Raw genomic sequence first — 25,944 nt, 5'->3', positions numbered from 1 at the left:
TCTATTTTCTTTCTTCTATTCTCTATTTTCTATTCTTTTAATAAACGATTCAATTGAAACTGTTCATCGGGGTTCAAATTAGGTAAAATTCTATTAAATGAAGCACGCATTTCTGAATTTTTTAATAAAATCCTAATCGAATCTCTTCCAAATTTTGAAAACTGCCACATATGGTGCGTTGTGGCGTTAACTAAATTGGTTAAAACTTCATCGTTAATAAACTTAAACGCAATCAATTTTTCTAGCGCATTCTGGCGTGTTGTTGCTTCATATTTTGTTGTAGAAAAAGAAATTAATTCATTTATTAATTCCTCAGGATTACTGCTGTAATCTTGGGTAGACAAAGCAAGCGAAAGCCATAATGTGCGAAGGTTATAATCGTTAAAACCAATCCAGTTTTTCGATTTATCAAGATATTCTTTTCTATGATTCGGGAAGTTATTCCATAAATAGAATAATGCGGCTTCTTGTGTTTGATACGATTTATCGTCTAAAAGTGTTTCATATTCTGTTCTAAAATCTTCCGGGATTTTTGATAAAGTTTCTGCTAAAGTCTGACGAAGCTGTACGTTATTTTGATGCAAAGCTTTCAATAATAACTCTTTTTTATCTTCATATTTTTCAGTCTGTAATTGCGAAATAATTGCTTCTTTTACTGAATGATGAATATCTGAATCCATAGTTTTAGTGAAGAAATCAAGCTTTTCTTTTAAAGGTGTTTTCTTTAATTTATCAACTTCTAAGTGCACTTTAATTGCATTGTTTTTGCTTAATAAAGCATTGGCAGTCGGCGTATCAAAAGCTGTAGATTCCAGCCAGGTTTTTTGAAACTGAACCAAATCAAAATCCGAAACTTTTTTAATTTCGTCGAAGAAATTCTCTGTATTTACATTCTTGAATGCATATTTATTCAAATAACTTTTTATCGCTTTTTTAAAGGCTTTATCTCCAATGGATTCGTGTAAAACAAAAAGTGCCCACGCTCCTTTTTCATAAAAAGTCAGCGAACTGGCTTTTCCGTTTAAAACCGGAATAGTGTCTGTTCTTGATGCAAATTTTATCTGTTGTGCCGTATCATATAATTTGGCATAAAAGTAATCATCTCCAAAAATATTTCTTTCTGCCAATAATGCATAATACGTTGCAAAACCTTCCTGAAGCCAGTGATGTGTGCTGCTTTCGGCAGTAATTAAATCTCCAAACCAATGATGTGCCAGTTCATGTGCATCAACATTAGTATAATTTCGATCTGTAAAACCAATATTATCCACTACATAACGAGTTGTAAAAAGTGTCGTTGTTGTATTTTCCATTCCGCCATACAAAAAATCGCGAACCGGAATCTGCCTGAAAACTTTCCACGGATATTTTACGCCAATTTCTTTTTCCAGGAAATCAAAAATTCGTTTTGAATAACGGTATGTTGGCTCAAAACGTGAAGCATCTTTGTTTTCAATATAATATTCTAACGGAATTTTAGATTTAGATGTAAATTGCTTTTTGTCATATTTTCCAATAGAAAGCACTAATAAATAAGAACTCATCGGATTTTCCATTTGGTATTGCCAATGCACCAAATTATCTTTCTCTGTTTTACTTTTTAAGACTCCATTTGAAACGACTTGATATTCTTTTTTATAAGTTATTCCGAGATTGAAAATTACTTTTTCATTTACATCATCAAAACTCGGAAACCAGTTGCTGGTATATCTTCCCTGCCCTTGCGTCCAGATTTGAATATCGTCATTTTCAATATTTACAAAATACAATGCCTGTTTTGGTTTTACGTTGTAACTGAAAATCAGATGATTATTTCCTTTTTGAAAATTATTGATGATTTGTAATTCTTTGTTTGTATTAATAAATTTTACATCTTTTCCATCAATTTGAACATTGGTAAACTGCATGTTTTTAGCATCGATTTTTATGGTATCAATTGATTGTAAAACCTCAAAATCGTAATCTACTTGTCCGTAAATTATTTTTTGGGAATCAACGATATTTAATTGACCTGAAACCGATTTAAAATCAACATATTTGGTTTGCTGTGCAAAAATGAATGTGGTTATAAAAGAGAAAATGTATTTCATTGCAATTGTGAATTTATAGAATCCGTATCCCAAGATATTGGATTATTTTTAATATAATCATAAATTGTTTCAAATGTTTTGTAATTTCTAACAATATGATCGTGATAGTTTTGCTGCCAAATTGTTTCAAAACCATTGATTTGTTTTGTTGTAACCGATTTAAAAATAGCAACAAAAGAGGAAATGGAATTGGGTTTACGATAAAATGTCTGCAAAGATTGGTTCTGTAGAGACGCACAGCAGTACGTCTCCGCAAAGTGTGTCGACAAAGATTGGGTTTCATTCGTTGTAGATGTGCCGGACGTAGACGCACTGCTGTGCGTCTCTACAATATGCGACCTTTTAATTGGTACGTTTAAATTCGATTCGTTTGATGATTTCGACAAAGATTGGTTCTGTAGAGACGCACAGCAGTGCGTCTCCGCAAAGTGTGTCGACAAAGATTGTGTTTCATTCGTTGTGGATATGCCGGACGTAGACGCACTGCTGTGCGTCTCTACAATATGCGATGTGTTAATCTGCAACGTTTTAATTTGTGACGTTTCAACCCGTTTTTCCATATTTTCCTGAATTTCAATCAACAAATGAATATGATTTGGCATCACAATCCAATTATGAAAAAACCAATTTTTACGAATCTTTATCGATTTCAAAAGCTCATTCTCAATAATCTTTCCATTTTCATTTAAAATCATTTTTCCATCTTCAACAGATCCAAAAATGCATTCTCTGTCTTTTGTAACCATTGTAATGAAATAAACTGCTTCACTAGAATAATCCCAATCTCTCAATCGATTGGAATCAATTTTTAATTTGTCCTTATATAATGTCATAAATTGGCGTGTAAAAACCCAAAGTTACAAAGGTTCAACAACAAATCGAATGAAATTTGTAAGTTTACAACACAAAAATAACCAAACGTGTCTATACCTAAAAAAGCCTTATTTAACTGGAGCAGCGGAAAAGATTCTGCACTAACATTATATAAAATTCTTCAAAATCCTGAATTTAAAATCGAATGTTTATTAACGAGCGTAAATCAGCAATATCAGCGAATTTCAATGCATGGTGTTCGTGTTGAATTATTACAGGCTCAGGCAGAAAGCATCGGAATTCCGTTAAAAATTATGCAGGTTCCGGAAATGCCGACAATGGAAGTTTACGAAACTGTAATGACAGAAACCTTGACGGAATTAAAAAATCAAGGAATTATGTACTCTGTTTTTGGAGATATTTTTCTGGAAGATTTGCGAAAATATCGTGAAGAACAATTGGCGAGAATAGGTTTTGAAGGTGTTTTTCCCATTTGGAAAATTCCATCTCACAATTTAATTCAGGAATTTATTTCGCTTGGATTTAAAACGATTGTGGTTTGCGTAAACGAAAGATATTTAGATAAAAGTTTTGTCGGCCGAATTATCGATCAGGATTTCATAAATGATTTACCTGAAAACGTTGATGTTTGCGGAGAAAACGGAGAATTTCATACTTTTACTTTTGATGGACCAATTTTTTCGAAACCTATTGATTTTGAAATTGGAGAAATTGTTTATCGAAAATATGAAAAACCAAAAACCCAGGATTCATCCAATAAAGCCTGTGACACTAATGCAGCAGATGCTTTTGATTTTGGATTTTGGTATTGTGATCTTATTTAATTGTTTCAATATAAAAACAAATTTATATGTCTTTGCAAGAAAGTTACGAAGTAAAAAAAGTGCTTCAGTTTCTAAATGAAATTAACATCAATATAATTGAAAAAGAATTGGGTACAACTTTTTTACCCGGATTGGATTTAGGGCCAAATTGCATTTATATTGATTATAATAATTTACTTTATCCCGGAGATATTTTACATGAAGCTGGACATCTTGCCGTTACAACTTCTATAGAAAGAAAATTAATAGGTACAGACGAAATATCACCTGAATGGCCTACTCATGGAGAAGAAATCGCAGCTATTCTATGGTCATTTGCTGCAGCCACTTATTTGAATTTACCTTTAGAATTTATATTTCACCCAAATGGATATAAAAATGATTCTGATTGGTTAATTTCAAATTTCAGTAATGAAAATTACATAGGATTACCTCTTTTGGAATGGATGGGTTTATGTCTGGGAAATGAACTTGCTGCTAAAGAAGGAAAATCAGCTTTTCCAGCAATGCTAAAATGGATGCGGGATTAATTCTGTTCCTCATACATTGCTAACAAATTCGTAACCGTATTCAAGTTACGCATTGTGCCAATTACATTTAGTTTTTTCTCGATATATTTCAATTCCAGTCTTGTCTTTCCGGCGCCAACAGCATATTTAATATAAATCCTGTTTTCGTCAATAGTTGCTTCATCTGGTTTAAACTGGCTGATTTTTAAATCATGAATGCTTTCTTTTTTCAAGGCAATCGCAACAAAAACAATATAAAGCTTTTTGATATCTATATCTTTTTCCTTTAAATAAAGATTGTTTGCAAAACACAATTCTAAATCCTTTTTTGCAATTACAATGGCAGGAACTTCATGTCCAAAAACCTTAAAAATTTCCTGTTTGATCATAAAACCCACTTTCGCAGCATCTTCTTCACTATCAACAAAAACATTTCCGGATTGCAGATAAGTACGAACGTTTTGAAAACCAATATTTTCAAGCATTGTTTTCAAAGCGTCCATTTTGATCATATTGTGACCAGAGACATTGATTCCGCGAAGAAGTGCTAAGTGTGTTGCCATTTTTAAAATTTTAGTCAAAGATAAATATTCATTGTATCAAAACTAGTCTTCATCTTCACCAATTTCTATATCGAATTTGATTAAAAAATCATTGAGTTGTTTTTTATACTTTGCTTTTGCTTCATCAACGATTTCATCAGCTTCTTCGTTTGTTTCTATTGCATTAAAACCAAATTCCTTTTTAACCCATTGCTGGAACTCTTCTTTGTTTTCATTTTCTTCATAATATTCTTCATCTTTATAGAAATAAGCATTGTCAAAATCGACTGAAATTTCAGTATCCAAAGTTAAAAGATGAATCAATTTTCGGGTATTTTCAGCTACAACATGAATTCCGCCTTCGTCACCAAAAACTACTATTGGGCAATTATTTAAATCTTTATCGATAAGCCAGTACGCATACGAACTTCCTGAACCATTTGCGCCTGCAAATTCAATAAAACTATTGTAGAATTCTTCTTCTTCAGACCATGTTTTTATTCCGGTTTTATCATCATAAATTAACAAACCAAAACATTCTGAATAGGTTTCAGATCCATATTTTTGATCAAATCCGTAAAGTTTCACTAAATCTTCTGGTAAAGCATAATTGTCAAACTGAACCGAATATTCTTCTAGAGAAAAACTATTATCATATTCCTGATATTCAGTTTCTTCATCGTCATCGTTGTCTTCATCTTCTTCATCAGAAGTTTCTTTTGTCAAAACTTCAAAAGCTTCTAATGCTGCACATTTTACAGTAAACATTTCTATTCCGGGTGCAGTTTCATTATTGGCCCATTGATATTTGGTATCTCCTTCTTCATCAAGATATTCTAAAACAAGCGTAATTTCTTCATCATCATGACACCATAAAGCACGCATTTTAATGTTAAAACCATTTCCAATTTCTTCAGAAAGCTGGCTGTATTTCTTTCCTTCATAAGTAAACGGAATAAAGGAATATTCGTTTGTACCGCTCTTTTTACTAATTCTGCCTATGTGTTTTACATATTCTAATTGAGATAAAACTTCTACCATATTTATAAACTGACTGCGAAAATCAGTATACATATATTTTTCTTTTTTATCGTAATCAAGAATCGAAAGCCCTTCTTTAAAAACGTCTTCGTGGTAATTGTTTCCTAGTATTTCAGTTCCATTTGAAACCTCGATAAAAGAATCATCGACAATGTCAGATAATTTATGTGTGGATGGAAAGTAGTTTTCAATTATAATTATATTGCCGTCAGCATCACTTAGATTGCTGCAAATCATTATATCCGGTCTGTTTACGCTCACAATTGCCTGAATATCTGTAAAACGTTCAAAATGCATCAGCATATCGTCGCTGTAAATTAACCACGATGTAACATCACCTTTTACAAAAAGTTCTCCGTGATTGTATTCACCAATAATGGTATCACATTTTAAACCTCCGCCTAAATAATGAACATTTCCAAACAAAGTGATATTAACCGTTTTAGTTTCTCCCAAAACAATCAAAGCGGGCGAATTATCGGTATCAAAAGAACTTATAAGTTTTTTGACATTCAGGCTTCCTTTAAAAATAAATCCCAGAATAAAAATATCCTGATGTTGTTCTGTAGTGAAATCCATCTCGAAGGAATCCATTTCTACATCTTCTTCTGCTAATAAAAAGATTGGATTTTCTTCATAATCAGGAAAACGCCAGGTATCTTCAAAAACATTGTAGATTTTTTGACCGTTAAAATCCGTAAGATCTCCAATAATAGTGTGGGCTTCGTTTCTATTAATAACTTTAAACGTAACACCTGCAAACACAATAGTTTCAAAAGGAACTTTTTCTTCTTTACTCATTTTCTTAGTGGCTTATATTTAAAACAAATCTAATAATTATCTTTATTTATTAAAACAAAACTGACTATAAACGAAAAAACTCTGTTAAGTTTCTAACAGAGTTTTTATATTTTGAATTTCGTGAAATCTACAACTATTTTGTTTTTTCGTATACCAATGTCGGGCCATCGCAATTTTGCCATGTACTTATTAGTTCTTGTGCTTCATTAATAAATAATTCTTCACTTAAATTTCCGGTACAGCTTTCTATAATTTCGCTTGTACTGGTATATGTTAATTTAAAGTGCTTCTGATTTTGAATTTCTGTTATCGAAAAAGTTCCTGATGCCGTTGTTGTAACTCCATCTTTTGTTCTGGTTTTTATAAACGTATTATCTTTTTTTAAATCATAATATTCCAGATATTGCGGCTTGCCTATAATATAAATAGCTTCAACAAAAGAACCAGTAGATCTGGTCAGTTTCCATTTTCCGTAATAAGTAAAAGAAGATCGGGAATCGGCATTATCACTTGAACAGGAAACAATACTTAACATTAATATAAAAATAGAGGCAAATTTTTTCATTTTGATTTTATTTTTAAAGTTTAACTATATAAATAGATGATAAAATTGTTAAAAGGTTGCTTATCTGTGTAATAAAATTTTTCAAAAGTAATGTACTTTCAAATTTCCTAATTAAAATTTATCTTCGCTTTTCAAATTAAATCCCAAAATAGAAATTCCAAATTCCAATACCGAAATCTAAAATCAACAATCTAAAGTCTAAAATCTAAAATTCATAAATGTCTAATAATCTCCTGGATACTCCTATCGAATACTTAAAAGGTGTTGGCCCAAGCCGTGGTCAATTGCTTCGTAAGGAATTGGGAATTCATAAATATGGAGATTTAGTCAATTTTTATCCTAATCGATATATTGACAGAACACGTTATTATAAGATTAACGAACTGCAAAATACGGGAAGTGAGGTTCAGATTGTTGGTAAAATCATCAACATAAAAACGGTTGAATTTGCTAAAAACAAAAAACGTTTAGTTGCCAGTTTTGTTGATGAAACCGGAATGATTGAACTGAACTGGTTTCAGGGTCATAAATGGATTCGAGAAAGTTTAAAACTGAACGAACAGCTTGTTATTTTTGGAAAATGTTCTTTATACGGAAGCCAATTTAGTATGGCACATCCTGAAATTGAGTTGTTGAGCGAGCACGAAAAAAGTCTTCGTTCTGCCATGCAGCCGGTTTATCCTTCTACAGAAACGTTGACAAACCGAGGCATTTCAAACCGAACTATCAATAAAATGATGGAACAATTGTTTATTGAAACTCAGGCTTTGTTTACCGAAACTTTCCCGGCTTATTTACTTGAAGAATTGAAGCTGATTCCGAAAAGGGCGGCTTTATTTAATATACATTTTCCAAAAAGCGCCGATGCTTTGGCGAAAGCCCAATTCCGATTAAAGTTTGAAGAATTATTTTTTATTCAATTACAATTAATTACTAAAAACTTAATCAGAAAACATAAAATAAAAGGGCATCCGTTTACAAAAGTAGGGGAACTTTTTAATGATTTCTACCAAAATCATCTTCCGTTTGATTTAACCAATGCTCAAAAAAGGGTTATAAAAGAAATCCGCTCCGATATGGGAAGCAACGCCCAAATGAACCGATTACTTCAGGGAGATGTTGGTTCAGGAAAAACGATTGTGGCTTTTATGAGCATGCTTTTGGCGATTGACAATGGTTTTCAGGCGTGTTTAATGGCACCGACAGAAATTCTGGCCAATCAGCATTTTCTTGGATTGTCGGAATTTGCTAATACACTAAACATCAACATTAAAATATTAACGGGTTCAACTAAAACTTCTGAAAGGAAAATTATTCATGAAGAACTGGAGAACGGAAGTTTGCAGATTTTAATTGGAACTCATGCTTTGTTAGAAGATAAAGTAAAGTTTCAAAGTTTAGGTTTAGCGGTTATTGACGAACAGCACCGTTTTGGTGTAGAACAACGCTCCAAATTGTGGAAGAAAAATGATATTCCGCCGCATGTTTTGGTTATGACGGCAACGCCAATTCCGAGAACTTTGGCTATGAGTTTATACGGAGATCTTGATATTTCTGTAATTGATGAATTACCACCGGGAAGAAAACCTATTGAAACGGCACATCGTTTTGATAGTAACCGCCTAAAAGTCTGGAAATTCCTGCGCGACGAAATTGCAAAAGGAAGGCAAATTTATATTGTGTATCCGTTAATTCAGGAATCTGAAAAAATGGATTATAAGGATTTAATGGACGGTTACGAAAGTATTTCAAGAGATTTTCCGCTGCCGCAATATTCGATTTCAATTTTGCACGGAAAAATGAAACCTGCGGATAAAGATGCAGAAATGAAACGTTTTTCTGAAGGGAAAACTAATATTATGGTCGCAACAACTGTAATTGAAGTTGGTGTAAATGTGCCAAATGCCAGCGTTATGATTATCGAAAGTGCCGAACGTTTTGGTTTATCGCAATTACATCAGCTACGCGGACGTGTGGGCCGTGGCGCGGAACAGAGTTATTGTATTTTAATGACTAGCCACAAATTAAGCGCCGACAGCAAAACGAGAATGGAAACCATGGTACAAACAAACGACGGTTTCGAAATCGCCGAAGTCGACTTAAAACTTCGCGGTCCCGGAGATTTAATGGGAACGCAGCAAAGTGGAGTTTTAAATTTACAAATCGCTGATATTGTCCGCGATCGTGATATTTTATCTTTGGCACGAAACTACGCCTTAAAAGTTTTAAAAGAAGACGCTCCGCTACAAAAACCGGAACATGCTATTTTAAAAATGGTTTTTATAGAATTGACCAAGAAGAAAAATATTTGGAATTATATATCTTAAAAAAGTTGCTAAGATGCTGAGATACTAAGATACTAAGATTCTAAGTTTCTAAGTTTCTAAGACTCTAAGTTATTAAGGTTCTAAGATACTGAGTTTTTTTAAGATTTTAAGATTTATCTTAATACAGAATTGTCATCCTGAGCGAAGTCGAAGGCTTATGAAACCAAAAAAATCTTAGAATCTTAGCATCTCATAACCTTAGCATCTTAAAAAAAATACACTCCACTGCATCAATAAGTTTTAAATATTCAGGTGATTAGATTTGTTGGGGAGCAAACTTTTGATTTGAATATTACTTCGACGCAATGAAGTATATTTATTAAACTATTTCTTGGGCGGCGTTTTGTCAAATAATCCGCTGAATAAGCCTTTGCTTACTTTGTTTTTATCATCTTTTCCTGTGGCGATTAAATGGTCGATATATTCCATATAAGTTTTTTTTCGCTCTTCTAAAAAGCCAACCAAATATTCTTCAGAAGCGATTAGGCCGCTGGCTTCTTCAATCTGTAAAAGCTTTTTATATAATGGTTCAATAAATTTCGTAATGAGAGGTTCCGGAACTGATTTTCTTGTTCCAAAGTAGCCTACAATACCTCCATCAGCATCGGCAATAATTTTAAAATCGGTTACAACCCAGTAATAACGACCGGTTTTTGCCATATTTTTTATAATAACATGAATGTTTTCACTTGATTTAATGCTGTCCCACAAGAATTTAAAAATAACTTTTGGCATATCAGGATGCCTCACAATATTGTGAGGCTGTCCTACAAGTTCAAATTCATCATATCCTGAGACATCTATAAAATCTTCATTGGCATAAAGAATCGTTCCGTTTTTATCTGTTTTACTAAGTAATACTTTATTTTTATTCCAATCCACTTCTCTGTCAGAAGGCGTTGGACGGTTAAATCTCGTATCCATAAATTTGCTGCTAATAATTAATAAATGGTTGATTGTGCGTGTAAAAATGTTGGTGCGGGGAAGTTGGTTTTTACAGTTTTTAATTTCTGGTATTAGTCGATTTTACATGAATATCATTGACTAAATCATCGATTTTTTTGGCACTTTCACGCATCATATCCAAATAGGTCAAAAGCTTGTCATTATCGGTATGTCCTTTTGAAACATCAATTAATTTTAAAACAGAATTCACCGGAAGTTTTAAATCCAGGGTTGTTCTGTGAATAAAATCGTTGTATTCTTTTGTTGCCGATAAAGAACTGTATTTAGCAGAAGCCAGTTTCATGTTTTCTAATTCGTATTCATCAGAAATTTTAGAGATATGATTGTGACTGTGTTCTTTAAAATAATAAGCCCAATACCCATTCATAAAAAATACAACGGCAGCCAAAACAGTATGAATAATAAGCGTTTCTAAATCAAAATTTACCTGAGAGAAATAAACCTGAAGTCCGTTTGCGTCATTATAAACAAAGTTTTGCAAATAAGCCAAGCCAGCGTGATGAAGCACAACCAAAAGCGTTAGCGGAATCTGTAATTTCCAGTTTTGGTAAATAATTAAAATGGTACTGGCAATGAAAACTGTAAAGTGCATTTCGAATAAACCATGCATTTGGTAAATATATTGTGCCATAAATACTGCCAGTATAACTGACAGAACGTATTGATAAAATTTAGAATTCTTTAGAAAAAACTTTGCCGAATAATAGGCCAAAAGGTTCAGCGTTCCAACTCCTACTCCAATTTCGAATGTATCATACTTAAAGGATAATCCGATTCCGAGAAGAAAATAAACGGCTAAAACATAATTAATAATGATATCTGATTTTTGCGTCATAGTCGACATAAAACTGTGCAGATAATCTTGCTCATTTAAACTGGCTTTTGTTTTCATAGGTTTAAAAATTTTAGTTAGTGATAGATTTTATTTAGTGCAATTTGGTAATGAACATCCGTAAGCTCTAAGAGCTAAAGCATTAAATGAGGGCGAAATATTTTGTTTTAACAGCGATTCGATCGCCATTTGGGCGTAATTACTATCGGCATCTGTGCAATATCTTGTTTTATTGTAATTACCACGATAATATAAATTATGATCAGCATCCAGCAGAACTGCTTGCGGAGTCGAAATCACGCCGCATTTTTGAGCGATGCCTTCATCAAAATAAACCGGAATTGGTGCGCCGAATTTTTCCTGAATTTCTTCGATAGAAAAAGTTTTCTTTTTGTTTAACACCACAATTTTAAAATTGATTTTATCTCCGTATTTCTTTATCAAATCACTTACATGCGGCACATTGAAACGTGAGCACGGACAATCCGGATTAAAGAAGTGAAAAAAAACAGGTTTATTATCAAACACACAGCATTGCGACAAATCAACTTTGGCGCCCATTGCTATAGCATGATAATTTTTCGGAATTGGCGTTGGCAGACTATATTTAAATTCATTCTGCCAAAAAAGATAACCAACTGAAAATAGTAAAAGTGTAAACCATAAAGCTAAGAGTATTTTTTTCTTCATATATTATTTTTTTAGTAATTAAGAACAAAAAATATAAACACTTGTTAATATAATTATCAAATAATTTCTGTAAAAAACCTAAAAAATTACACCTAACTCATTATTTTAACTAATAAACTTACATAATTTAGTAAGCATTAGTAGCAAAACCAACATTTTGTTTAACATAGTAATGTTACAAATAAATTCGATAAACTGCAAAGAAAATCGGACAAAAGCAAAAAAAAATTATGAAGCCTGAGCAATCATTGAAGTTCTGAGATGATAAAACCAGAAACATTAAGTTTTACTTTTTAAAATAAAAAATTACATTTATTTGATTATGAGACAGATAACTTACAAAACATTTTAATTGTTAAGAATTACAAAAAAAAGTAATATTTACATTTAAACCTTTTCTTAAAAACGATGTCTAAAAGCAAACTTTTGCTGTTAGAGCTCATTAAAACGATTTGAAATTATTGTAAGCCAAGTGTTAAATAAAAGCTAACGCCTTTTGGTTTCAGCACAAAAAGTTAAATTTGCTAGTTGCAAAAAAACATACAACAAAAAAACATTCACCTAAATTTTATGAAATTAAAACACCTAATCTACGCCTTGATCATCATCGTTTTAGGAGGATTTATTACTTACCGAATAATATCCAACAAAGGCAAAAATGACGAATCAAAAAAATTTGGCGATAAAGATAAGCCAACAACTGTAACCGGGCTTGTAGTTAAAACTTCGACATTTGATAACAACTTATCTTTATCTGGCTCAATCGAAGCAAACGAACAAATTGAAATTCACAGTGAAGTTTCGGGAATTGTAGAAGGTATTTATTTTAATGAAGGAACTTACGTGAATAAAGGTCAGGTACTTTTTAAAGTAAACGACATTGAATTAAAAGCACAATTAAGACAAGCTGTAACCAAAGAAGGCTTAGCTGCAGAAAATGAAAGAAGAGCCAAACTTTTACTTCAAAAAGAAGCCATCAGCCAGGAAGAAGCAGATGTTGCAAGAGCAGATTACGCTTCGGCACAAGCACAAAGTCAGCTAATTAGAGCCCAAATATCTAAAACCTCTGTAAAAGCACCATTTTCAGGAAAAGTAGGTTTACGTTCTATTTCGCCGGGAACTTATATTACACCAACAGTTGTAGTAGCAAAACTGGTTAATACAGGAAAATTAAAAATTACATTCTCAATTCCGGAAAAATATGCAGCGCAGGTAAAATCCGGTTCAATAATCGATTTTAATGTTTCAGGATCTGATAAAACCTATTCAGCAAAAATTTATGCAATCGAGCCAGAAATTGCAGTTGCAACACGTACATTACAAATTCGCGCTATTGCAGATAATATCGACGGAAAACTTTTCCCAGGGACTTTTGCCGATGTAAAATTACCATTAAATATTATTAAAGATGCTATAGTTGTACCTTCTCAGGCTATCATACCTGTTCAGGACGGTAAAAAAGTGTTTATTGCAGATATGGGCAAAGCCAAAGAAGTTATGGTTGATGCCACAACAAGAACTGATGCTTCTATTTTGATTTTATCAGGATTAAAAGCCGGAGATACTTTAATAACAAGCGGTGTTATGTCATTAAAAAATGAAGCACCAATAAAAGTTAAAGTAAAATAGTCATAAAGCCGAAAGTCCAAAGTCGTAAGACTTAAATATAGATTTAAAGATGGCAGTAAGATTTAGCAATAAATCTGAAATCTAAAATCAACAATCTAAAATCTAAAATCACACATGAGTTTATCAACTACAAGTATAAGAAGACCTGTTTTAACCATTGTACTGAATTTATTAATCATATTATTCGGCTTTATTGGTTATACATTTTTGGGTGTTCGTGAATTTCCTTCCATCGATCCCGCACAGGTTTCTATTAGAACCAATTATACAGGAGCCAATTCTGATATTATAGAATCACAAATTACAGAACCTCTTGAAAAAGCGGTAAATGCAATTGACGGAATTCGAAACATAACATCATCCAGTAATCAGGGAAGCAGTAATATTACCATCGAATTTAATCTGGATAAAAATCTGGAAGAAGCTGCAAATGATGTTCGTGATAAAGTCTCGCAGGCTGTTCGAAGCTTACCACAGGATATTGATGCGCCGCCGGTGGTTTCTAAAGCGGATGCAGATAGTGAATCTATTATTTCGATGACGGTTCAGAGCGATACCCGAAGTTCTTTAGAACTAAGCGATTATGCCGAAAATGTAATTTCACAGCGTTTAGAAACTATTCCCGGAGTAAGCGGGGTTCAAATTTGGGGACAAAAACGTTACGCCATGCGTTTATGGATTGATCCGATAAAATTAAATGCTTATAACTGTACTGTTGCTGATGTTCGGGATGCCTTAAATGCGCAAAACGTAGAATTACCATCTGGAAAATTAACTGGAAACAATACCGAATTGACCGTAAAAACCATTGGAAACCTTTCAAAACCAGAAGAATTTAATAATATTATCATTCGAACAGACGGAGAGAAAATTGTTCGTTTGAGCGATGTGGGCGGTGCCGAACTAGGACCTGAAAATATCGAAACTTCTTTAACATCTTCGGGACTTCCTATGATTGGTTTAGCCATAGTACCGATGCCGGGAGCCAATTATCTTGATATTTCGAAAGAATTCTATAAAAAATATGATGCTTTAAAAAAGGATCTCCCAAAGGATATAAAACTAAATATTGCACTTGATAATACGCTGTTCGTAAAAAAATCAGTACTTGAAGTTGCCGAAACTTTAGGAATTTCGATCATTCTTGTAATCATTATTATTTATCTTTTCTTTAGAGACTGGGCAATTGCGTTCAGGCCTTTAATTGATATTCCCGTTTCGTTAATTGCTACTTTCTTTATTATGTGGCTTTTTGGGTTCTCTATCAATGTATTGACTTTATTAGCAATTGTTTTGGCAACAGGTTTGGTTGTGGATGACGGAATTGTAGTAACTGAAAATATCTTTAAAAAGGTGGAAGAAGGAATGTCGCCAATTGAAGCGGCTATTAAAGGTTCTAATGAAATTTTCTATGCCGTAATCTCTATTTCAGTAACACTTGCGGCGGTATTTTTACCTGTAATTTTCTTAGAAGGTTTCGTAGGCCGACTCTTTAGGGAATTTGGGGTCGTTATTGGTGCGGCTGTATTAATTTCTGCCTTTGTATCATTGACTTTAACACCAATGCTGAATGCTTATTTAATGAAAGGCGGAGAGCAGAAAAAATCAAAATTCTATATTAAAACAGAACCATTTTTCGAAAAAATGAACAGCGGTTATGCGGAGTCTTTAACCAAATTCATGGATAAAAAATGGATCTCCTTCCCTATTCTTATTGTTTGTTTTGGATTGATCTATTTGTTTTTTACTATACTCCCAAAAGAAACTGCTCCTTATGACGACAGAAGTTCGGTAACCATGAGAATGACCACTCCAGAAGGCTCTTCTTATGAATATACCAACCGTTTTATGCAGGAAATATCAAAATTGGTTGATGATTCTATTCCGGAGAAAAAAGTCAGCTTGGTAATTACCGCAGGAGGTTCCGGAGGTTCTGCAACAAATTCCGGTTTTATCAGGCTTTCGCTGAAAGAACCAGACGAAAGAAACAAGTCTCAAAAAGATATTGCTGATCAATTATCAAAATGGACAAAAAAATATCCAGATGCTAAAACATCTGTGATTCAGCAGCCTACAATTGCCGTGAACAGACGTGGAGGTCTTCCGATTCAGTACATTATTCAGGCTCCAACTTTTGAAAAACTAAGAGAAAAAATCCCTGTTTTTATGAATGAAGTAGGTAAAAGCGATGTTTTCTCGACAACAGATGTTAATTTAAAATTTAATAAACCTGAAATCAACGTAAGTATCGATCGTGAAAAAGCAGAGAGTTTAGGAATTTCTATTATTGATATTGCACAGACTTTACAGCTTTCGCTAAGCGGACAGCGTTTTGGATATTTCATTAAAAACGGAAAACAATATCAGGTTATTGGCCAGTTTGATCAAAAAGACAGATCGAAACCGCTGGATTTAACTTCGATGTTTGTAAAGAACAAAAGCGGACAATTAATTCAAATGGACAATGTTGTAAATGTTGTCGAGCAGAGTAATCCGCCGCAATTGTACCACAACAACCGTTATATGTCTGCAACCGTTTCTGCAGGTTTAGCTCCGGGAAAAAGTATCAGCGACGGTATTGAGGAAATGGACAGAATTAAAGCCAAAGTTTTAAACGAAAGTTTTACAACAGATTTAAGTGGAGAATCGCGAGATTTTGTGGAGAGTAGTTCGAATACATCTTTTGCATTTGGATTAGCTTTACTATTAATTTTCCTGATTCTTGCAGCACAGTTTGAAAGTTTTATCGATCCGTTTATTATCATATTAACAGTACCAATGGCGGTTGCGGGAGCTTTATTTTCACTTTGGTTATTCAACCAGACCTGGAATATTTTCAGCCAGATTGGAACCGTAATGCTTATTGGTCTGGTTACGAAAAATGGTATTTTGATTGTCGAATTTGCCAATCAGTTACGCGAACAGGGCAAACCAAAAATGGAAGCTATTCTTGAAGCATCAGAGGCACGTTTACGTCCTATTTTAATGACGAGTTTAGCGATTGCATTAGGAGCATTACCAATTGCAATGTCACTTGGAGCCGCTTCTACCAGTAGAATTGGTATGGGAGTTGTAATTGTGGGAGGAACTATTTTCTCTTTGGCGCTGACTCTTTTTGTTATTCCGGCGATTTATTTTATGTGGTCAAAAGCCAGAAAACATTATCCTGAATTTGATCGTATCGACGAATACGAAAAAGAAAGTAAATAATATTAGCCATGAATTCACGAATAAAATTTGTGAATTCATGGCAAAAGAAAAATAATATGAATATTAAGAATATATACTGCACTTTAATAGTTCTGTTCTTTTGTATTTTTAAAACAAATGCACAGGAAGTTTTGACTATTGAAGAAGCAATGAAAATCGCTTTAGAAAATAATTTTGAGATTAAAATTGCCAAAAATAATTCGACAATAAGCGAAACAAATGTTACTGTAGGAAACGCAGGAATACTGCCAACAGCTACAGCTAATATTGTTGACAACAATAGTGTTACCAACTCAACTCAGGTACGTCAGGACGGAACATCGACGACGTTAAACAATGCAAAAAACAACAGTTTAACATATGGAGTTAGTTTAGGCTGGACAGTTTTTGACGGAATGAGAATGTTTGCGAGATACGATCAGTTAAAAGAACTTCAAAAATTAGGCGATTCCGAATTAAAAAGAACAATTCTCGTAAAAATTGGTCAGGTAAATGCTGCTTATTATGATTTGGTTCAGCAACAGCATCAATTAGCGGCTTTGGATACTACAATTGTAATTTCTAAACAAAGAGTAGAATTAGCACAAAATCGTTTCACCATTGGTAAAGCTTCAAAACTAGAAGTATTAAATGCACAGGTTGATTTAAATACTGATCAGGTTACTTTATTGAGACAAAAAGAATCGTATGCTAATGCCAAAATATTATTGAACCAATATTTAGCGCGTGATCCTAAAATTAATTTCAAAGTAACTGATGTTGTTACTGTTGATGATAAACTGGTTTTGGCTGATTTAATGAATTTGGCACAAAAACAAAATCCGGCTTTAGAATCTCAAATCATCAATAAACGTATTGCCGAATTACAGCTGAAACAAGTAAAAGCAAGTAGATATCCAACTGTCAACTTAACTTCAGGTTATAATTTTGCCGAAAGTCAGTCAAGTTTAGGATTTACAAGCGAAAACTCTTCAAAAGGTTTTACTTATGGTTTTAATGCTTCGATGAATATTTTTGACGGATTTAATCAGCATCGAAATGAAAAAGTAGCCAAGCTTCAAATCGAAAATTCTCAAATTGCAATTGACCAGCAAAATATGATTTTAAACACGCAATTAAGCACTGCTTTTCAAACGTATTTAACCAATTTAGAACTTATTGATTTAGAAGAAAATAACGAAGCAATTGCCAGACAAAATTTAGAAATTACTTTAGATAAATTCAGAATTGGAACTATCACAACCATTGATTTTAGAACGGCTCAGCTCAATTATGTAAACGCGAAAGTTCGTTACAGCAACGCACAATACGAAGCAAAATTATCTGAAATTGCCTTAAAAGAATTAGCAGGAAATATTAATTTTTAATTTTTCAGCTAATAATTAAGAGAACCAGAACCACTTACCTATAAAATACAAAGCATTAGTTTGAACTTATTTTTCATCTGCTAATCTCCTAAATCTGCGGAAAAAAAATCAGCTCGCAGATTCAGCAGATTCAGCAGATTTTTTTTTCATATTACAACAAATTAGGTGATTTTTTAGTTTAAATTTGTTTCAAAACAAACTTAGATGATCTCTTATAATACCAAAGAATGGTTTACGTTCATATTCCATTTTCATAAATCAGATACCGTTAGAAAACTATTTCCAATCATGCTTGCGATTGGTGTTTATGCCGCAGCCGTTGGATATCTGGAAGTTGAATACTTTAAAGTTGGCAAAAATGATTATATCCACAACATTCCTATTATGCACGGAATGCTTGGTTTTGTCATTTCGTTATTACTGGTTTTTAGAACAAACACCGCGTATGACCGTTGGTGGGAAGGACGTAAACTTTGGGGAGGTTTGGTAAACAGCAGCCGTAATCTGGCTATTAAATTGTCTGCAATTTTAAAAGACGAAAATGACAAGAGTTTCTTTAGAAAATTTATCCCGTTGTATGCTGATATTCTGCACAAACATTTAAAAGATGCTGATACCAGCAAACAGCTTTTTGAAGATGTTGATTTAGAAATTGACCATCATAAACACAAGCCAAATCAGCTAAAAAGAATTATGTATCATAAAATCAATGATTTGTATGATGCAAAGAAAATTACAGGCGATCAGTTAATTATTTTAAATGACGAATTACAGTCTTTTACAGATATCTGTGGTGCGTGCGAGCGTATCAAAAACACGCCTATTCCCTACTCGTACAGCGCTTTTATCAAGAAGTTTATCTTCTTTTATACCATGACGCTTCCGTTTGGGTATTCTATTAGTTTGGGCTATTTTGTAGCGCCGGTTGTCGTTTTTATATTTTACGTTTTAGCGAGTTTGGAGCTTATTGCTGAGGAAATCGAAGATCCTTTTGGTGATGACGAAAACGATCTTCCAACAAAAAAGATTTCTGAAAACATCAAAAAACACATTGAAGAATTGATTTAAACAAACTAAAGGTCAAAAGAATAACATACTATTTTGAGTTAAACAGATGTTTTAAGGGAGAAAAACCAAATAAATTCTTTCTTACTACAATTCTCAATCCTTATATTTGTATCCTGATAAAAGAATAAAACTAACATGAAAATATCTTATAACTGGTTAAAACAATTCATTAAAACGGATTGGACATCTGAGCAAACTTCTGAATTATTGACAGATCTGGGTCTTGAAGTTGAAGTTGTTGAGAAATACCAGTCTATTAAAGGCGGATTAGAAGGCGTTGTTGTAGGTCATGTACTTACCTGCGAAAAACATCCTGATGCAGACCGATTAAAAGTTACTACAGTAAATATTGGTTTAGAAGCTCCTGTGCAAATTGTATGCGGTGCTGCGAATGTGGCTGCGGGACAAAAAGTTCCTGTTGCAACTATTGGAACCGTTTTATATGATAAAGATGGTGTTGAATTTACTATTAAAAAAGGTAAAATTCGCGGACAGGAAAGCCACGGAATGATTTGTGCCGAAGATGAATTAGGTCTTGGGAATGGTCACGACGGAATTATGGTTCTGGATGAAAATCTGGTTCCGGGAACTAAAGCTTCAGAAGTTTTTCAAATTGCTGATGATGAAGTTTTCGAAATTGGTTTAACACCAAACCGTGCCGATGCAATGAGCCACTTTGGAACGGCGCGTGATTTAAGAGCCGGAATGCTTCAAAGAGGCGTAAATGTTGAATTGATTACACCATCTGTAAGCAATTTTAGAGTTGATATGCGTACACTTAAAATTGATGTTAATGTTGAAGAACCAACTTTAGCGCCAAGATATTGCGGTGTAACAATTTCTGGAATTACCGTTCACGAATCTCCAAAATGGCTTCAGGATCGTTTAAAATCGATTGGTTTAACGCCAAAAAATAATATTGTAGATGTTACTAATTATGTTTTACATGAATTAGGACAGCCGCTTCATGCTTTTGATGCTGCAAAAATTACCGGAAAAGTAATCGTAAAAACATTACCGGAAGGAACAAAATTCACTACGCTTGATGATGTTGAAAGAACATTGCATGCTGAAGATTTAATGATTTGCGACGAAAAAGGCCCGCTTTGTATTGCAGGTGTTTTTGGAGGAAAAAAATCTGGAGTTACAGACGGAACAACTTCTATTTTCTTAGAAAGTGCTTATTTTGACGCTGTAAGCGTTCGTAAAACAGCAAAAAGACATCAATTGAATACAGATGCTTCTTTTAGATTTGAAAGAGGAATTGACCCAACAATTACAGAATATGCTTTAAAACGTGCGGCTATCTTAATTCAGGAAGTTGCAGGTGGAAAAATTACATCAGATGTTGTAGAAGTTTATCCTAAAAAAGTTGAAGATTTTTCGGTTTTATTGAATTTCAGCCACGTTTCTAAAATCATCGGACAGGAAATTCCAAAAGATACCATCAAAAAAATCCTTGTTTCTTTAGATATTAAAGTAAACAGCGTTTCTGATACTGGTTTAGGTTTAACTATTCCGGCGTATCGTGTTGACGTCCAAAGAGAAATTGATGTTATTGAAGAAATTCTAAGAGTTTATGGTTACAACAATATTGAGTTTTCTAAAAAATTCAATGCAACGGTAGCTAATTCTCCAAGAACAGAAGATTATAAAGTACAAAATGTTATCGCTTCTCAATTAAACTCTCAAGGTTTTCATGAAATGATGGCAAACTCTTTAACAACAGCTGCTTATGCAAAATTATCGACTGTTTTAAAAGAAGAACATAATGTTACCATGTTAAATCCTTTAAGCAGTGATTTATCAACAATGCGTCAGTCGTTGTTGTTTTCTGCTCTTGAAGCGATTTCATACAATATCAATAGAAGAAATTCTGATTTAAAATTATTTGAATTCGGAAAATCTTATCACAAATACCTAAACGGTTACGAAGAGCACAAACATTTAACTTTATCTATTTCTGGAAACAGAAATAAAGAAAGCTGGACAACGCCTCAAAAAGGAACTGATTTCTTCTTATTGAAAGGGTATGCAAAAGGTATTTTGGCTCGTTTGGGAATTGAAAAAATTTCGAATGCTCCGGTGCAGTCTGATGTTTACTCAGAAGGAACTTCTATTTGCTACAACAATGATACATTGGTTGAAATGGGAGTTGTAAAGAAATCGATTTTAAAGCATTTCGGAATTAAACAAGATGTTTATTATGCTGATTTCAACTGGGATTTGATTTTAAAAATCATTACAGGAAAAATTAAGTATACGGAGATTCCTAAATATCCTGAAGTTCGCAGGGATTTAGCTTTGTTAATCGACGAGAAAACGACTTACGAAAGTATTTTTAACCTGGCGAGACAAACGGAGAAAGTGCTTTTAAAAGACATTAATTTATTTGATGTATATCAGGGAGACAAACTTCCGGAAGGTAAAAAATCGTATGCTTTAAGCTTTACAATCCAAGATAATACAAAAACGCTTACTGATGCTCAGATTGATAAAATCATGTCTAAATTACAACAGACTTTTGAAACTGAACTTGGCGCAAGCTTAAGATAAATCTTGAAGTTATTAAATAACAAACCCGACAGGTATTATACTTGTCGGGTTTCTTTTTTTGTTTCAAGTTTTTTTTGTTTCAAGTTTCAGGTTTCAGGGGCTGCCTGAGTATTGTTTTACCATAAAATTCGCAAAGAATTTCACAAAGTGTCTGAATGTTTTTGTTGACCCACATCTTCAAAACATTTCTTTCTTTACGTAATCCTTTGCGGACTTTGAGGTAAATTAACAAGCTGCCGAGCCTGAAACCTTAAACACCAAAAAACAAAACACTAACTAATAAAATATTTATTTCAAATTTGATCCTAAAATCTTAATTGTTAATTATGGATTTTTAGTTATAAGTTTTCATTGTGTCTTTTTCTGCTAAAAGAATTTTCTTTACTGTTGTTTATGTGCTTTTAGCATCTGTTCTTATTCCTAAAAATTGACATCGTAAAACTATTTAATTACAAAATAGTATTAAGCCGTATTTTAACCCGTTTTTTTAGATAATTTTACCTGTAAAAAAAGGGTGTTTTTCCCCTTGCGTTGTTTTTGGGCATCAAATAATTTTGTCGTCTACAATTAAAAAAACAGTAAACTAAACCAGTAACCAATTAAATTAAAAAAACAATGAAAAATCCTCCCGCAAAACCGAATCAGTTAATATCTAAAGAATTTGCAAAACAATTAAATGTTAACTACAATGCTAAAAAAGCGGCTTCCTTAACTGGTAAACGCGCTAAGAAAGAAGATGCAAATGCTGTTTGGTATTCATTAGAAGCTTTAGAAAGTTATATACACTATATTAAAACCCATGGCGCACAAGACGGATATAACGTAGATGGAATACGTTTTTATTTTGGTGTATATCCAGATGATGAACAACACGGCGAAAAAGCCGGATTAACAACCCTATTCTTGGTTCCAACAGGAAAAAAAGTTGAAGATAATGCCGCAAAAGTTCAAAGCTTTGCCATGGTGCAAGAATCAGCTCCAGCTGATATTCAAAGTCTTGACCCTATGAATTACGGTAATATCGGCAGACCGCCAAGCTTAATCTATTAATAAAAAATATGTTTGAATTTTTAAGATCGTATATCATTTATTTAGCTTTATTATCAGGAGGCATCGGATTAATTTCAATGCATAAATTACCTGGTAATAAAGCTAAATTTTTAGTAATTTTAATCTTTTTTTCTGCACTAATAGAATTAGTGGGATATTATTTTACCTATTTGACAGGCTTATTAAATTATTATGTCTATAATTTCTATATGTTTGTCAGCTTTTCTGCCTATATACTACTGCTCCGAAGTCTTTTGTCGAAGATAAATTATAGAATGACGGCAGTTTACTTTTTAATTCTGTTTATTGTTTCCTTCTTTTTAAATATTATTTATTTTAAAGAAGATACAAATCGTTCCTTTACATACAGTTTTGCCATAGGTGTAATGTTAGTATTAATATTATCCTGTTTATATTTGGTGGAGATTTTTAATTCAGACAAAATTTTAAATTTCAAACGATCTGTTTTTTTCTGGTATATTTTAGGAATATTGGTTTTCCACGTTCCTTTTACGCCTTTTATGTTAGCCATCAATTGGTTTCTTATCAAACAAGACGAATCGGTATTTAGTTTAGTATTGTTCATCTTAAATTTTTTAGCACATAGTTGTTATATTATAGGTTTTTTATGGAGCGAAAAGAAATACAACTATTAGTAATTTCATTAGGTATTGTTTTTTTTACTTTACTGGCCGTTGTACTTGTACTTTTCTTTTATTTTTTAAAGAAGAAGAACAGCTATCTGGTCGAAAAAATGGAATCTGAGATGTATTTCCAATCGGAATTGGTAAAAACCCGCATCGAAATTAAAGATCAGACACTTTCTGAAATCAGTAAAGAACTTCATGATAATATTGGCCAGATTATATCCGTTGGAATCATGCAGCTTAATATGTCGATAAGCAGTAAAAGTATTCAGGTAGAAGAATTAAAAGATCTTAAAAATGTACTTGCAAAAGCACTTGACGAACTCAGGATTTTATCGCGCATTATTAGTAAAGATAATTTACTGCAAAGCAACTTTATTGAAGCTATAAAACAGGATTTAATACGTATAAAAAAACTTAGAAGAATTCAGTACCGATATAATTTAACTGGAGAAATTCCCAATATAAGTGAAGAACACGATTTATTCATTTACAGGATTTTTCAGGAAGCTTTACACAATAGTTTAAAACATTCCCACAGCGATTTATACGAGGTAAATATTGTAACAACTGAAGACCTTTTTCAATTAAAATTAAAGGATTTCGGAATTGGCTATGATCCTCTTAAAGCAAATTCCGGACAAGGATTAACTAACATGAAACTTCGGGCTAAACTTATTGGAGCTCAATTAATCATGGAATCAGATTCATCAGGAACAACCGTAACTTTAGAATACCCTTTAACCACAACCAATGAAACCGAATACTAAAAGTAAAATTATTATTGTCGACGATCATCAGCTTTTTTCCCAATCATTAGAACTTTTAATTAAAAGTTTTGGAGATTACGATGTTATCGAGCGATTTGAAAACGGAAAGTTGTTTATTTCCTACCTTCAGGAAAATCCGGATACTAATATCGATTTGGTATTATTAGATGTTAATATGCCCGTTTTAGACGGTTTAAGCACCATGAAATGGGTTAAGGAAAACAGACCTGATTTAAAAGTAATTGCACTTTCTGTAAACGACGATGAAGAAATCATTATAAAAATGATTACAAACGGTGCAAAAGGTTATTTATTGAAAGATACATCACCCGAAATTTTTAAGGAAGCTATTGAATGCGTTATCGAAAAAGGTTATTATTTTACCGAATCAGTTTCAGCAATGCTCGTTAACAAAGTCAACAGCGATAATAAAAAAATCAGTTTAAAGGAAAAAGAACTGGTTTTTATAAAACATGCCTGCACGGAGATGACTTATAAAGAAATCGCCTCAGAAATGTGTTTAAGCCCTAAAACCATTGATGGTTACAGGGAATCTTTATTTGATAAGTTAGAGATAAAAACGAGAATAGGTTTAGTTTTGTACGCTGTTAAACATAAAATTGTTTTTGTTTAAACTTTTTGGGCGTAGTTATTTTAACACATAGAAACATAGATTTAGCACTCAGAAAAAAGACGTTTCACTTATTTTAAACACACAGAGACAGCTATATTTTAGAAACATGTTTCTTTTTATATTCTTTTAATGCATTTAAAGCCTATGTTTCTATGTGTTAAATGATTTTTATTAATTATATAACCAACGAGTTTGTTTAATTAATAAGACAGCGCGGCAAAAACTGGAAACTCTTTGATTTTTTCTCTTCCGTTAAGGAAAGTCAGTTCCATTAAAAAATTACATTGTACAATTTCACCGCCTAACTTTTCCACCAGTTCGCAGACTGCTTTTGCAGTTCCGCCAGTTGCCAGAACATCATCGTGAATTAATACGCGGTCTCCTTTTTGAATAGCGTCTGTATGCATTTCTAGGCTGTCCGTTCCATATTCTAATGCGTATGAAGCCGAAATCGTTTCATAAGGCAGTTTTTTAGGTTTCCTTACCGGAATAAATCCAGCATTTAGTTCTTGCGCCAATAACATTCCGAAGAAAAAACCACGACTTTCTGCCCCTACTACTTTATCAATTTTCTGTCCTTTTAAAGAATTTACCAAAATAGATAAGCATTCTTGCCTTGCTTCAACGTCATTTAAGAGCGGAGTGATATCTTTAAATAAAATTCCTTCTTTAGGAAAGTCCTGAATATCACGTATATAATTTTCAATCTTCATTTTTTTTTATTTTTCTGTATTTTTTTGCTTGTTTATCTCACATTTATCTCTATATTTGCACCCGCAAACAGCGTTCAACAAAGCTACGAAAATTAGCTGAACCAAGCAAAAAGGCCTCGTGGCGCAACTGAATAGCGCATCTGATTACGGCTCAGAAGGTTACTGGTTTGAATCCAGTCGAGGTCACTACTCGGGACAAAAGAAAAATATCATCTTTTGTCCCGTTTTTTTTTTTTTTTTGCCCGTAATCTATTGTTTACCAGATAGATACAGTTGAAC

The 25,944-nt window shown here is 33.0% G+C and carries 21 protein-coding genes and 1 tRNA gene; 12 read left to right on the top strand and 10 right to left on the bottom strand.

Going from position 1 to position 25,944, the window contains the following annotated elements; translation table 11 throughout:
* Positions 1-29: 29 nt before the first annotated feature.
* Both ACODSB_RS19445 and ACODSB_RS19440 read right to left on the bottom strand, forming a co-directional pair.
* Positions 30-2,090: a M1 family metallopeptidase gene (locus ACODSB_RS19445; protein ID WP_488938251.1), complete on the bottom strand. Its 2,061-nt coding sequence runs from the start codon at positions 2,088-2,090 to the stop codon at positions 30-32.
* Positions 2,087-2,923, bottom strand: coding sequence for a transposase (locus tag ACODSB_RS19440; protein ID WP_488938250.1), 837 nt, complete (start codon positions 2,921-2,923; stop codon positions 2,087-2,089). Before ACODSB_RS19440 ends, ACODSB_RS19445 begins: the two co-directional genes overlap by 4 nt.
* A 93-nt stretch (positions 2,924-3,016) precedes the next feature.
* Between ACODSB_RS19440 and ACODSB_RS19435 the strand changes: the two genes are divergently transcribed.
* Both ACODSB_RS19435 and ACODSB_RS19430 read left to right on the top strand, forming a co-directional pair.
* Positions 3,017-3,748: a Dph6-related ATP pyrophosphatase gene (locus tag ACODSB_RS19435; protein WP_488938265.1), complete on the top strand. Its 732-nt coding sequence runs from the start codon at positions 3,017-3,019 to the stop codon at positions 3,746-3,748.
* A 26-nt stretch (positions 3,749-3,774) separates the two neighbouring features.
* Positions 3,775-4,278, top strand: coding sequence for a hypothetical protein (locus ACODSB_RS19430; RefSeq protein ID WP_488938249.1), 504 nt, complete (start codon positions 3,775-3,777; stop codon positions 4,276-4,278).
* Here ACODSB_RS19430 and ACODSB_RS19425 read toward each other — a convergent pair.
* The 3 genes from ACODSB_RS19425 to ACODSB_RS19415 all read right to left on the bottom strand — a co-directional run bounded on the left by ACODSB_RS19425 (position 4,275) and on the right by ACODSB_RS19415 (position 7,206).
* On the bottom strand, positions 4,275-4,820 hold the full coding sequence (locus ACODSB_RS19425) for a DUF1697 domain-containing protein (protein WP_053471478.1): 546 nt from the start codon (positions 4,818-4,820) through the stop codon (positions 4,275-4,277). The genes ACODSB_RS19430 and ACODSB_RS19425 overlap by 4 nt on opposite strands.
* A gap of 42 nt (positions 4,821-4,862) precedes the next feature.
* Positions 4,863-6,641 carry a hypothetical protein gene (locus ACODSB_RS19420; protein ID WP_488938248.1) on the bottom strand — a complete coding sequence of 593 codons (1,779 nt, stop codon included), beginning with the start codon at positions 6,639-6,641 and terminating at the stop codon, positions 4,863-4,865.
* A gap of 133 nt (positions 6,642-6,774) precedes the next feature.
* Entirely contained in the window at positions 6,775-7,206 is a 432-nt protein-coding gene (locus ACODSB_RS19415) for a hypothetical protein (protein WP_053471400.1), read from the bottom strand.
* A gap of 218 nt (positions 7,207-7,424) precedes the next feature.
* Here ACODSB_RS19415 and recG point away from each other — a divergent pair, with 218 nt between their 5' ends.
* Positions 7,425-9,533, top strand: a complete 2,109-nt coding sequence (gene recG / locus ACODSB_RS19410; protein WP_488938247.1) for an ATP-dependent DNA helicase RecG — start codon at positions 7,425-7,427, stop codon at positions 9,531-9,533.
* Positions 9,534-9,857: 324 nt separating this feature from the next.
* Here recG and ACODSB_RS19405 read toward each other — a convergent pair whose 3' ends face one another.
* The 3 genes from ACODSB_RS19405 to ACODSB_RS19395 form a co-directional block, all read right to left on the bottom strand.
* Positions 9,858-10,457 carry a PAS domain-containing protein gene (locus tag ACODSB_RS19405; RefSeq protein ID WP_488938246.1) on the bottom strand — a complete coding sequence of 200 codons (600 nt, stop codon included), beginning with the start codon at positions 10,455-10,457 and terminating at the stop codon, positions 9,858-9,860.
* A 79-nt stretch (positions 10,458-10,536) separates the two neighbouring features.
* The gene (locus ACODSB_RS19400) at positions 10,537-11,391 is read right to left on the bottom strand and encodes a hypothetical protein (protein WP_053471397.1); all 855 of its coding nucleotides are present in this window, start codon (positions 11,389-11,391) and stop codon (positions 10,537-10,539) included.
* 30 nt (positions 11,392-11,421) lie between these two features.
* Complete coding sequence (locus tag ACODSB_RS19395) at positions 11,422-12,021, bottom strand: peroxiredoxin family protein (RefSeq protein ID WP_488938245.1); 600 nt, start codon at positions 12,019-12,021, stop codon at positions 11,422-11,424.
* Between the two features lie 570 nt (positions 12,022-12,591).
* On the opposite strand from ACODSB_RS19395, the gene ACODSB_RS19390 reads away from it, so the two are divergent.
* The 6 genes from ACODSB_RS19390 to ACODSB_RS19365 all read left to right on the top strand — a co-directional run bounded on the left by ACODSB_RS19390 (position 12,592) and on the right by ACODSB_RS19365 (position 22,901).
* Entirely contained in the window at positions 12,592-13,650 is a 1,059-nt protein-coding gene (locus ACODSB_RS19390; RefSeq protein WP_488938244.1) for an efflux RND transporter periplasmic adaptor subunit, read from the top strand.
* A 114-nt stretch (positions 13,651-13,764) separates the two neighbouring features.
* A complete protein-coding gene (locus tag ACODSB_RS19385) occupies positions 13,765-16,860 on the top strand; it encodes an efflux RND transporter permease subunit (RefSeq protein WP_488938243.1) in 3,096 nt (1,031 codons plus the stop codon).
* Positions 16,861-16,916: 56 nt separating this feature from the next.
* Positions 16,917-18,227 (top strand): TolC family protein, encoded by a 1,311-nt coding sequence (locus ACODSB_RS19380; RefSeq protein WP_488938264.1) that lies wholly within the window; start codon positions 16,917-16,919, stop codon positions 18,225-18,227.
* A gap of 204 nt (positions 18,228-18,431) precedes the next feature.
* Complete coding sequence (locus tag ACODSB_RS19375; protein ID WP_488938242.1) at positions 18,432-19,295, top strand: bestrophin family protein; 864 nt, start codon at positions 18,432-18,434, stop codon at positions 19,293-19,295.
* 135 nt (positions 19,296-19,430) lie between these two features.
* Complete coding sequence (pheT, locus tag ACODSB_RS19370) at positions 19,431-21,851, top strand: phenylalanine--tRNA ligase subunit beta (RefSeq protein WP_488938241.1); 2,421 nt, start codon at positions 19,431-19,433, stop codon at positions 21,849-21,851.
* Between the two features lie 615 nt (positions 21,852-22,466).
* Positions 22,467-22,901 carry a hypothetical protein gene (locus tag ACODSB_RS19365; protein ID WP_256634851.1) on the top strand — a complete coding sequence of 145 codons (435 nt, stop codon included), beginning with the start codon at positions 22,467-22,469 and terminating at the stop codon, positions 22,899-22,901.
* Positions 22,902-23,232: 331 nt separating this feature from the next.
* On the opposite strand, the gene ACODSB_RS19360 is transcribed toward ACODSB_RS19365, so the two are convergent.
* Positions 23,233-23,487: a hypothetical protein gene (locus tag ACODSB_RS19360; protein ID WP_488938240.1), complete on the bottom strand. Its 255-nt coding sequence runs from the start codon at positions 23,485-23,487 to the stop codon at positions 23,233-23,235.
* Between the two features lie 42 nt (positions 23,488-23,529).
* Between ACODSB_RS19360 and ACODSB_RS19355 the strand changes: the two genes are divergently transcribed.
* Together ACODSB_RS19355 and ACODSB_RS19350 are read left to right on the top strand one after the other, a co-directional pair.
* Complete coding sequence (locus tag ACODSB_RS19355; protein ID WP_488938239.1) at positions 23,530-24,318, top strand: sensor histidine kinase; 789 nt, start codon at positions 23,530-23,532, stop codon at positions 24,316-24,318.
* On the top strand, positions 24,302-24,952 hold the full coding sequence (locus ACODSB_RS19350; RefSeq protein WP_053471388.1) for a response regulator transcription factor: 651 nt from the start codon (positions 24,302-24,304) through the stop codon (positions 24,950-24,952). The genes ACODSB_RS19355 and ACODSB_RS19350 overlap by 17 nt, the downstream gene beginning before the upstream one ends.
* 200 nt (positions 24,953-25,152) lie before the next feature.
* Here the strand turns inward: ACODSB_RS19350 and ACODSB_RS19345 are convergent, their stop codons facing one another.
* Positions 25,153-25,665 (bottom strand): adenine phosphoribosyltransferase, encoded by a 513-nt coding sequence (locus tag ACODSB_RS19345; protein WP_053471387.1) that lies wholly within the window; start codon positions 25,663-25,665, stop codon positions 25,153-25,155.
* A gap of 112 nt (positions 25,666-25,777) precedes the next feature.
* On the opposite strand from ACODSB_RS19345, the gene ACODSB_RS19340 reads away from it, so the two are divergent.
* Positions 25,778-25,851, top strand: a tRNA-Arg gene (locus ACODSB_RS19340).
* Positions 25,852-25,944: the final 93 nt, after the last annotated feature.

The sequence above is a fragment of the Flavobacterium sp. FG68 genome (assembly GCF_057808895.1).
This window is presented reverse-complemented; position numbering and strand designations above follow the sequence as displayed.

Bases quoted from the DNA above. Each gene is read 5' to 3' on its own strand.
- ACODSB_RS19445 (WP_488938251.1), bottom strand. From the start codon at position 2,090: ATGAAATACATTTTCTCTTTTATAACCACATTCATTTTTGCACAGCAA.
- ACODSB_RS19440 (WP_488938250.1), bottom strand. From the start codon at position 2,923: ATGACATTATATAAGGACAAATTAAAAATTGATTCCAATCGATTGAGA.
- ACODSB_RS19430 (WP_488938249.1), top strand. From the start codon at position 3,775: ATGTCTTTGCAAGAAAGTTACGAAGTAAAAAAAGTGCTTCAGTTTCTA.
- ACODSB_RS19425 (WP_053471478.1), bottom strand. From the start codon at position 4,820: ATGGCAACACACTTAGCACTTCTTCGCGGAATCAATGTCTCTGGTCAC.
- ACODSB_RS19420 (WP_488938248.1), bottom strand. From the start codon at position 6,641: ATGAGTAAAGAAGAAAAAGTTCCTTTTGAAACTATTGTGTTTGCAGGT.
- ACODSB_RS19415 (WP_053471400.1), bottom strand. From the start codon at position 7,206: ATGAAAAAATTTGCCTCTATTTTTATATTAATGTTAAGTATTGTTTCC.
- recG (WP_488938247.1), top strand. From the start codon at position 7,425: ATGTCTAATAATCTCCTGGATACTCCTATCGAATACTTAAAAGGTGTT.
- ACODSB_RS19405 (WP_488938246.1), bottom strand. From the start codon at position 10,457: ATGGATACGAGATTTAACCGTCCAACGCCTTCTGACAGAGAAGTGGAT.
- ACODSB_RS19400 (WP_053471397.1), bottom strand. From the start codon at position 11,391: ATGAAAACAAAAGCCAGTTTAAATGAGCAAGATTATCTGCACAGTTTT.
- ACODSB_RS19395 (WP_488938245.1), bottom strand. From the start codon at position 12,021: ATGAAGAAAAAAATACTCTTAGCTTTATGGTTTACACTTTTACTATTT.
- ACODSB_RS19390 (WP_488938244.1), top strand. From the start codon at position 12,592: ATGAAATTAAAACACCTAATCTACGCCTTGATCATCATCGTTTTAGGA.
- ACODSB_RS19385 (WP_488938243.1), top strand. From the start codon at position 13,765: ATGAGTTTATCAACTACAAGTATAAGAAGACCTGTTTTAACCATTGTA.
- ACODSB_RS19380 (WP_488938264.1), top strand. From the start codon at position 16,917: ATGAATATTAAGAATATATACTGCACTTTAATAGTTCTGTTCTTTTGT.
- ACODSB_RS19375 (WP_488938242.1), top strand. From the start codon at position 18,432: ATGATCTCTTATAATACCAAAGAATGGTTTACGTTCATATTCCATTTT.
- pheT (WP_488938241.1), top strand. From the start codon at position 19,431: ATGAAAATATCTTATAACTGGTTAAAACAATTCATTAAAACGGATTGG.
- ACODSB_RS19365 (WP_256634851.1), top strand. From the start codon at position 22,467: ATGAAAAATCCTCCCGCAAAACCGAATCAGTTAATATCTAAAGAATTT.
- ACODSB_RS19360 (WP_488938240.1), bottom strand. From the start codon at position 23,487: ATGAACAATACTAAACTAAATACCGATTCGTCTTGTTTGATAAGAAAC.
- ACODSB_RS19355 (WP_488938239.1), top strand. From the start codon at position 23,530: ATGGAGCGAAAAGAAATACAACTATTAGTAATTTCATTAGGTATTGTT.
- ACODSB_RS19350 (WP_053471388.1), top strand. From the start codon at position 24,302: ATGAAACCGAATACTAAAAGTAAAATTATTATTGTCGACGATCATCAG.
- ACODSB_RS19345 (WP_053471387.1), bottom strand. From the start codon at position 25,665: ATGAAGATTGAAAATTATATACGTGATATTCAGGACTTTCCTAAAGAA.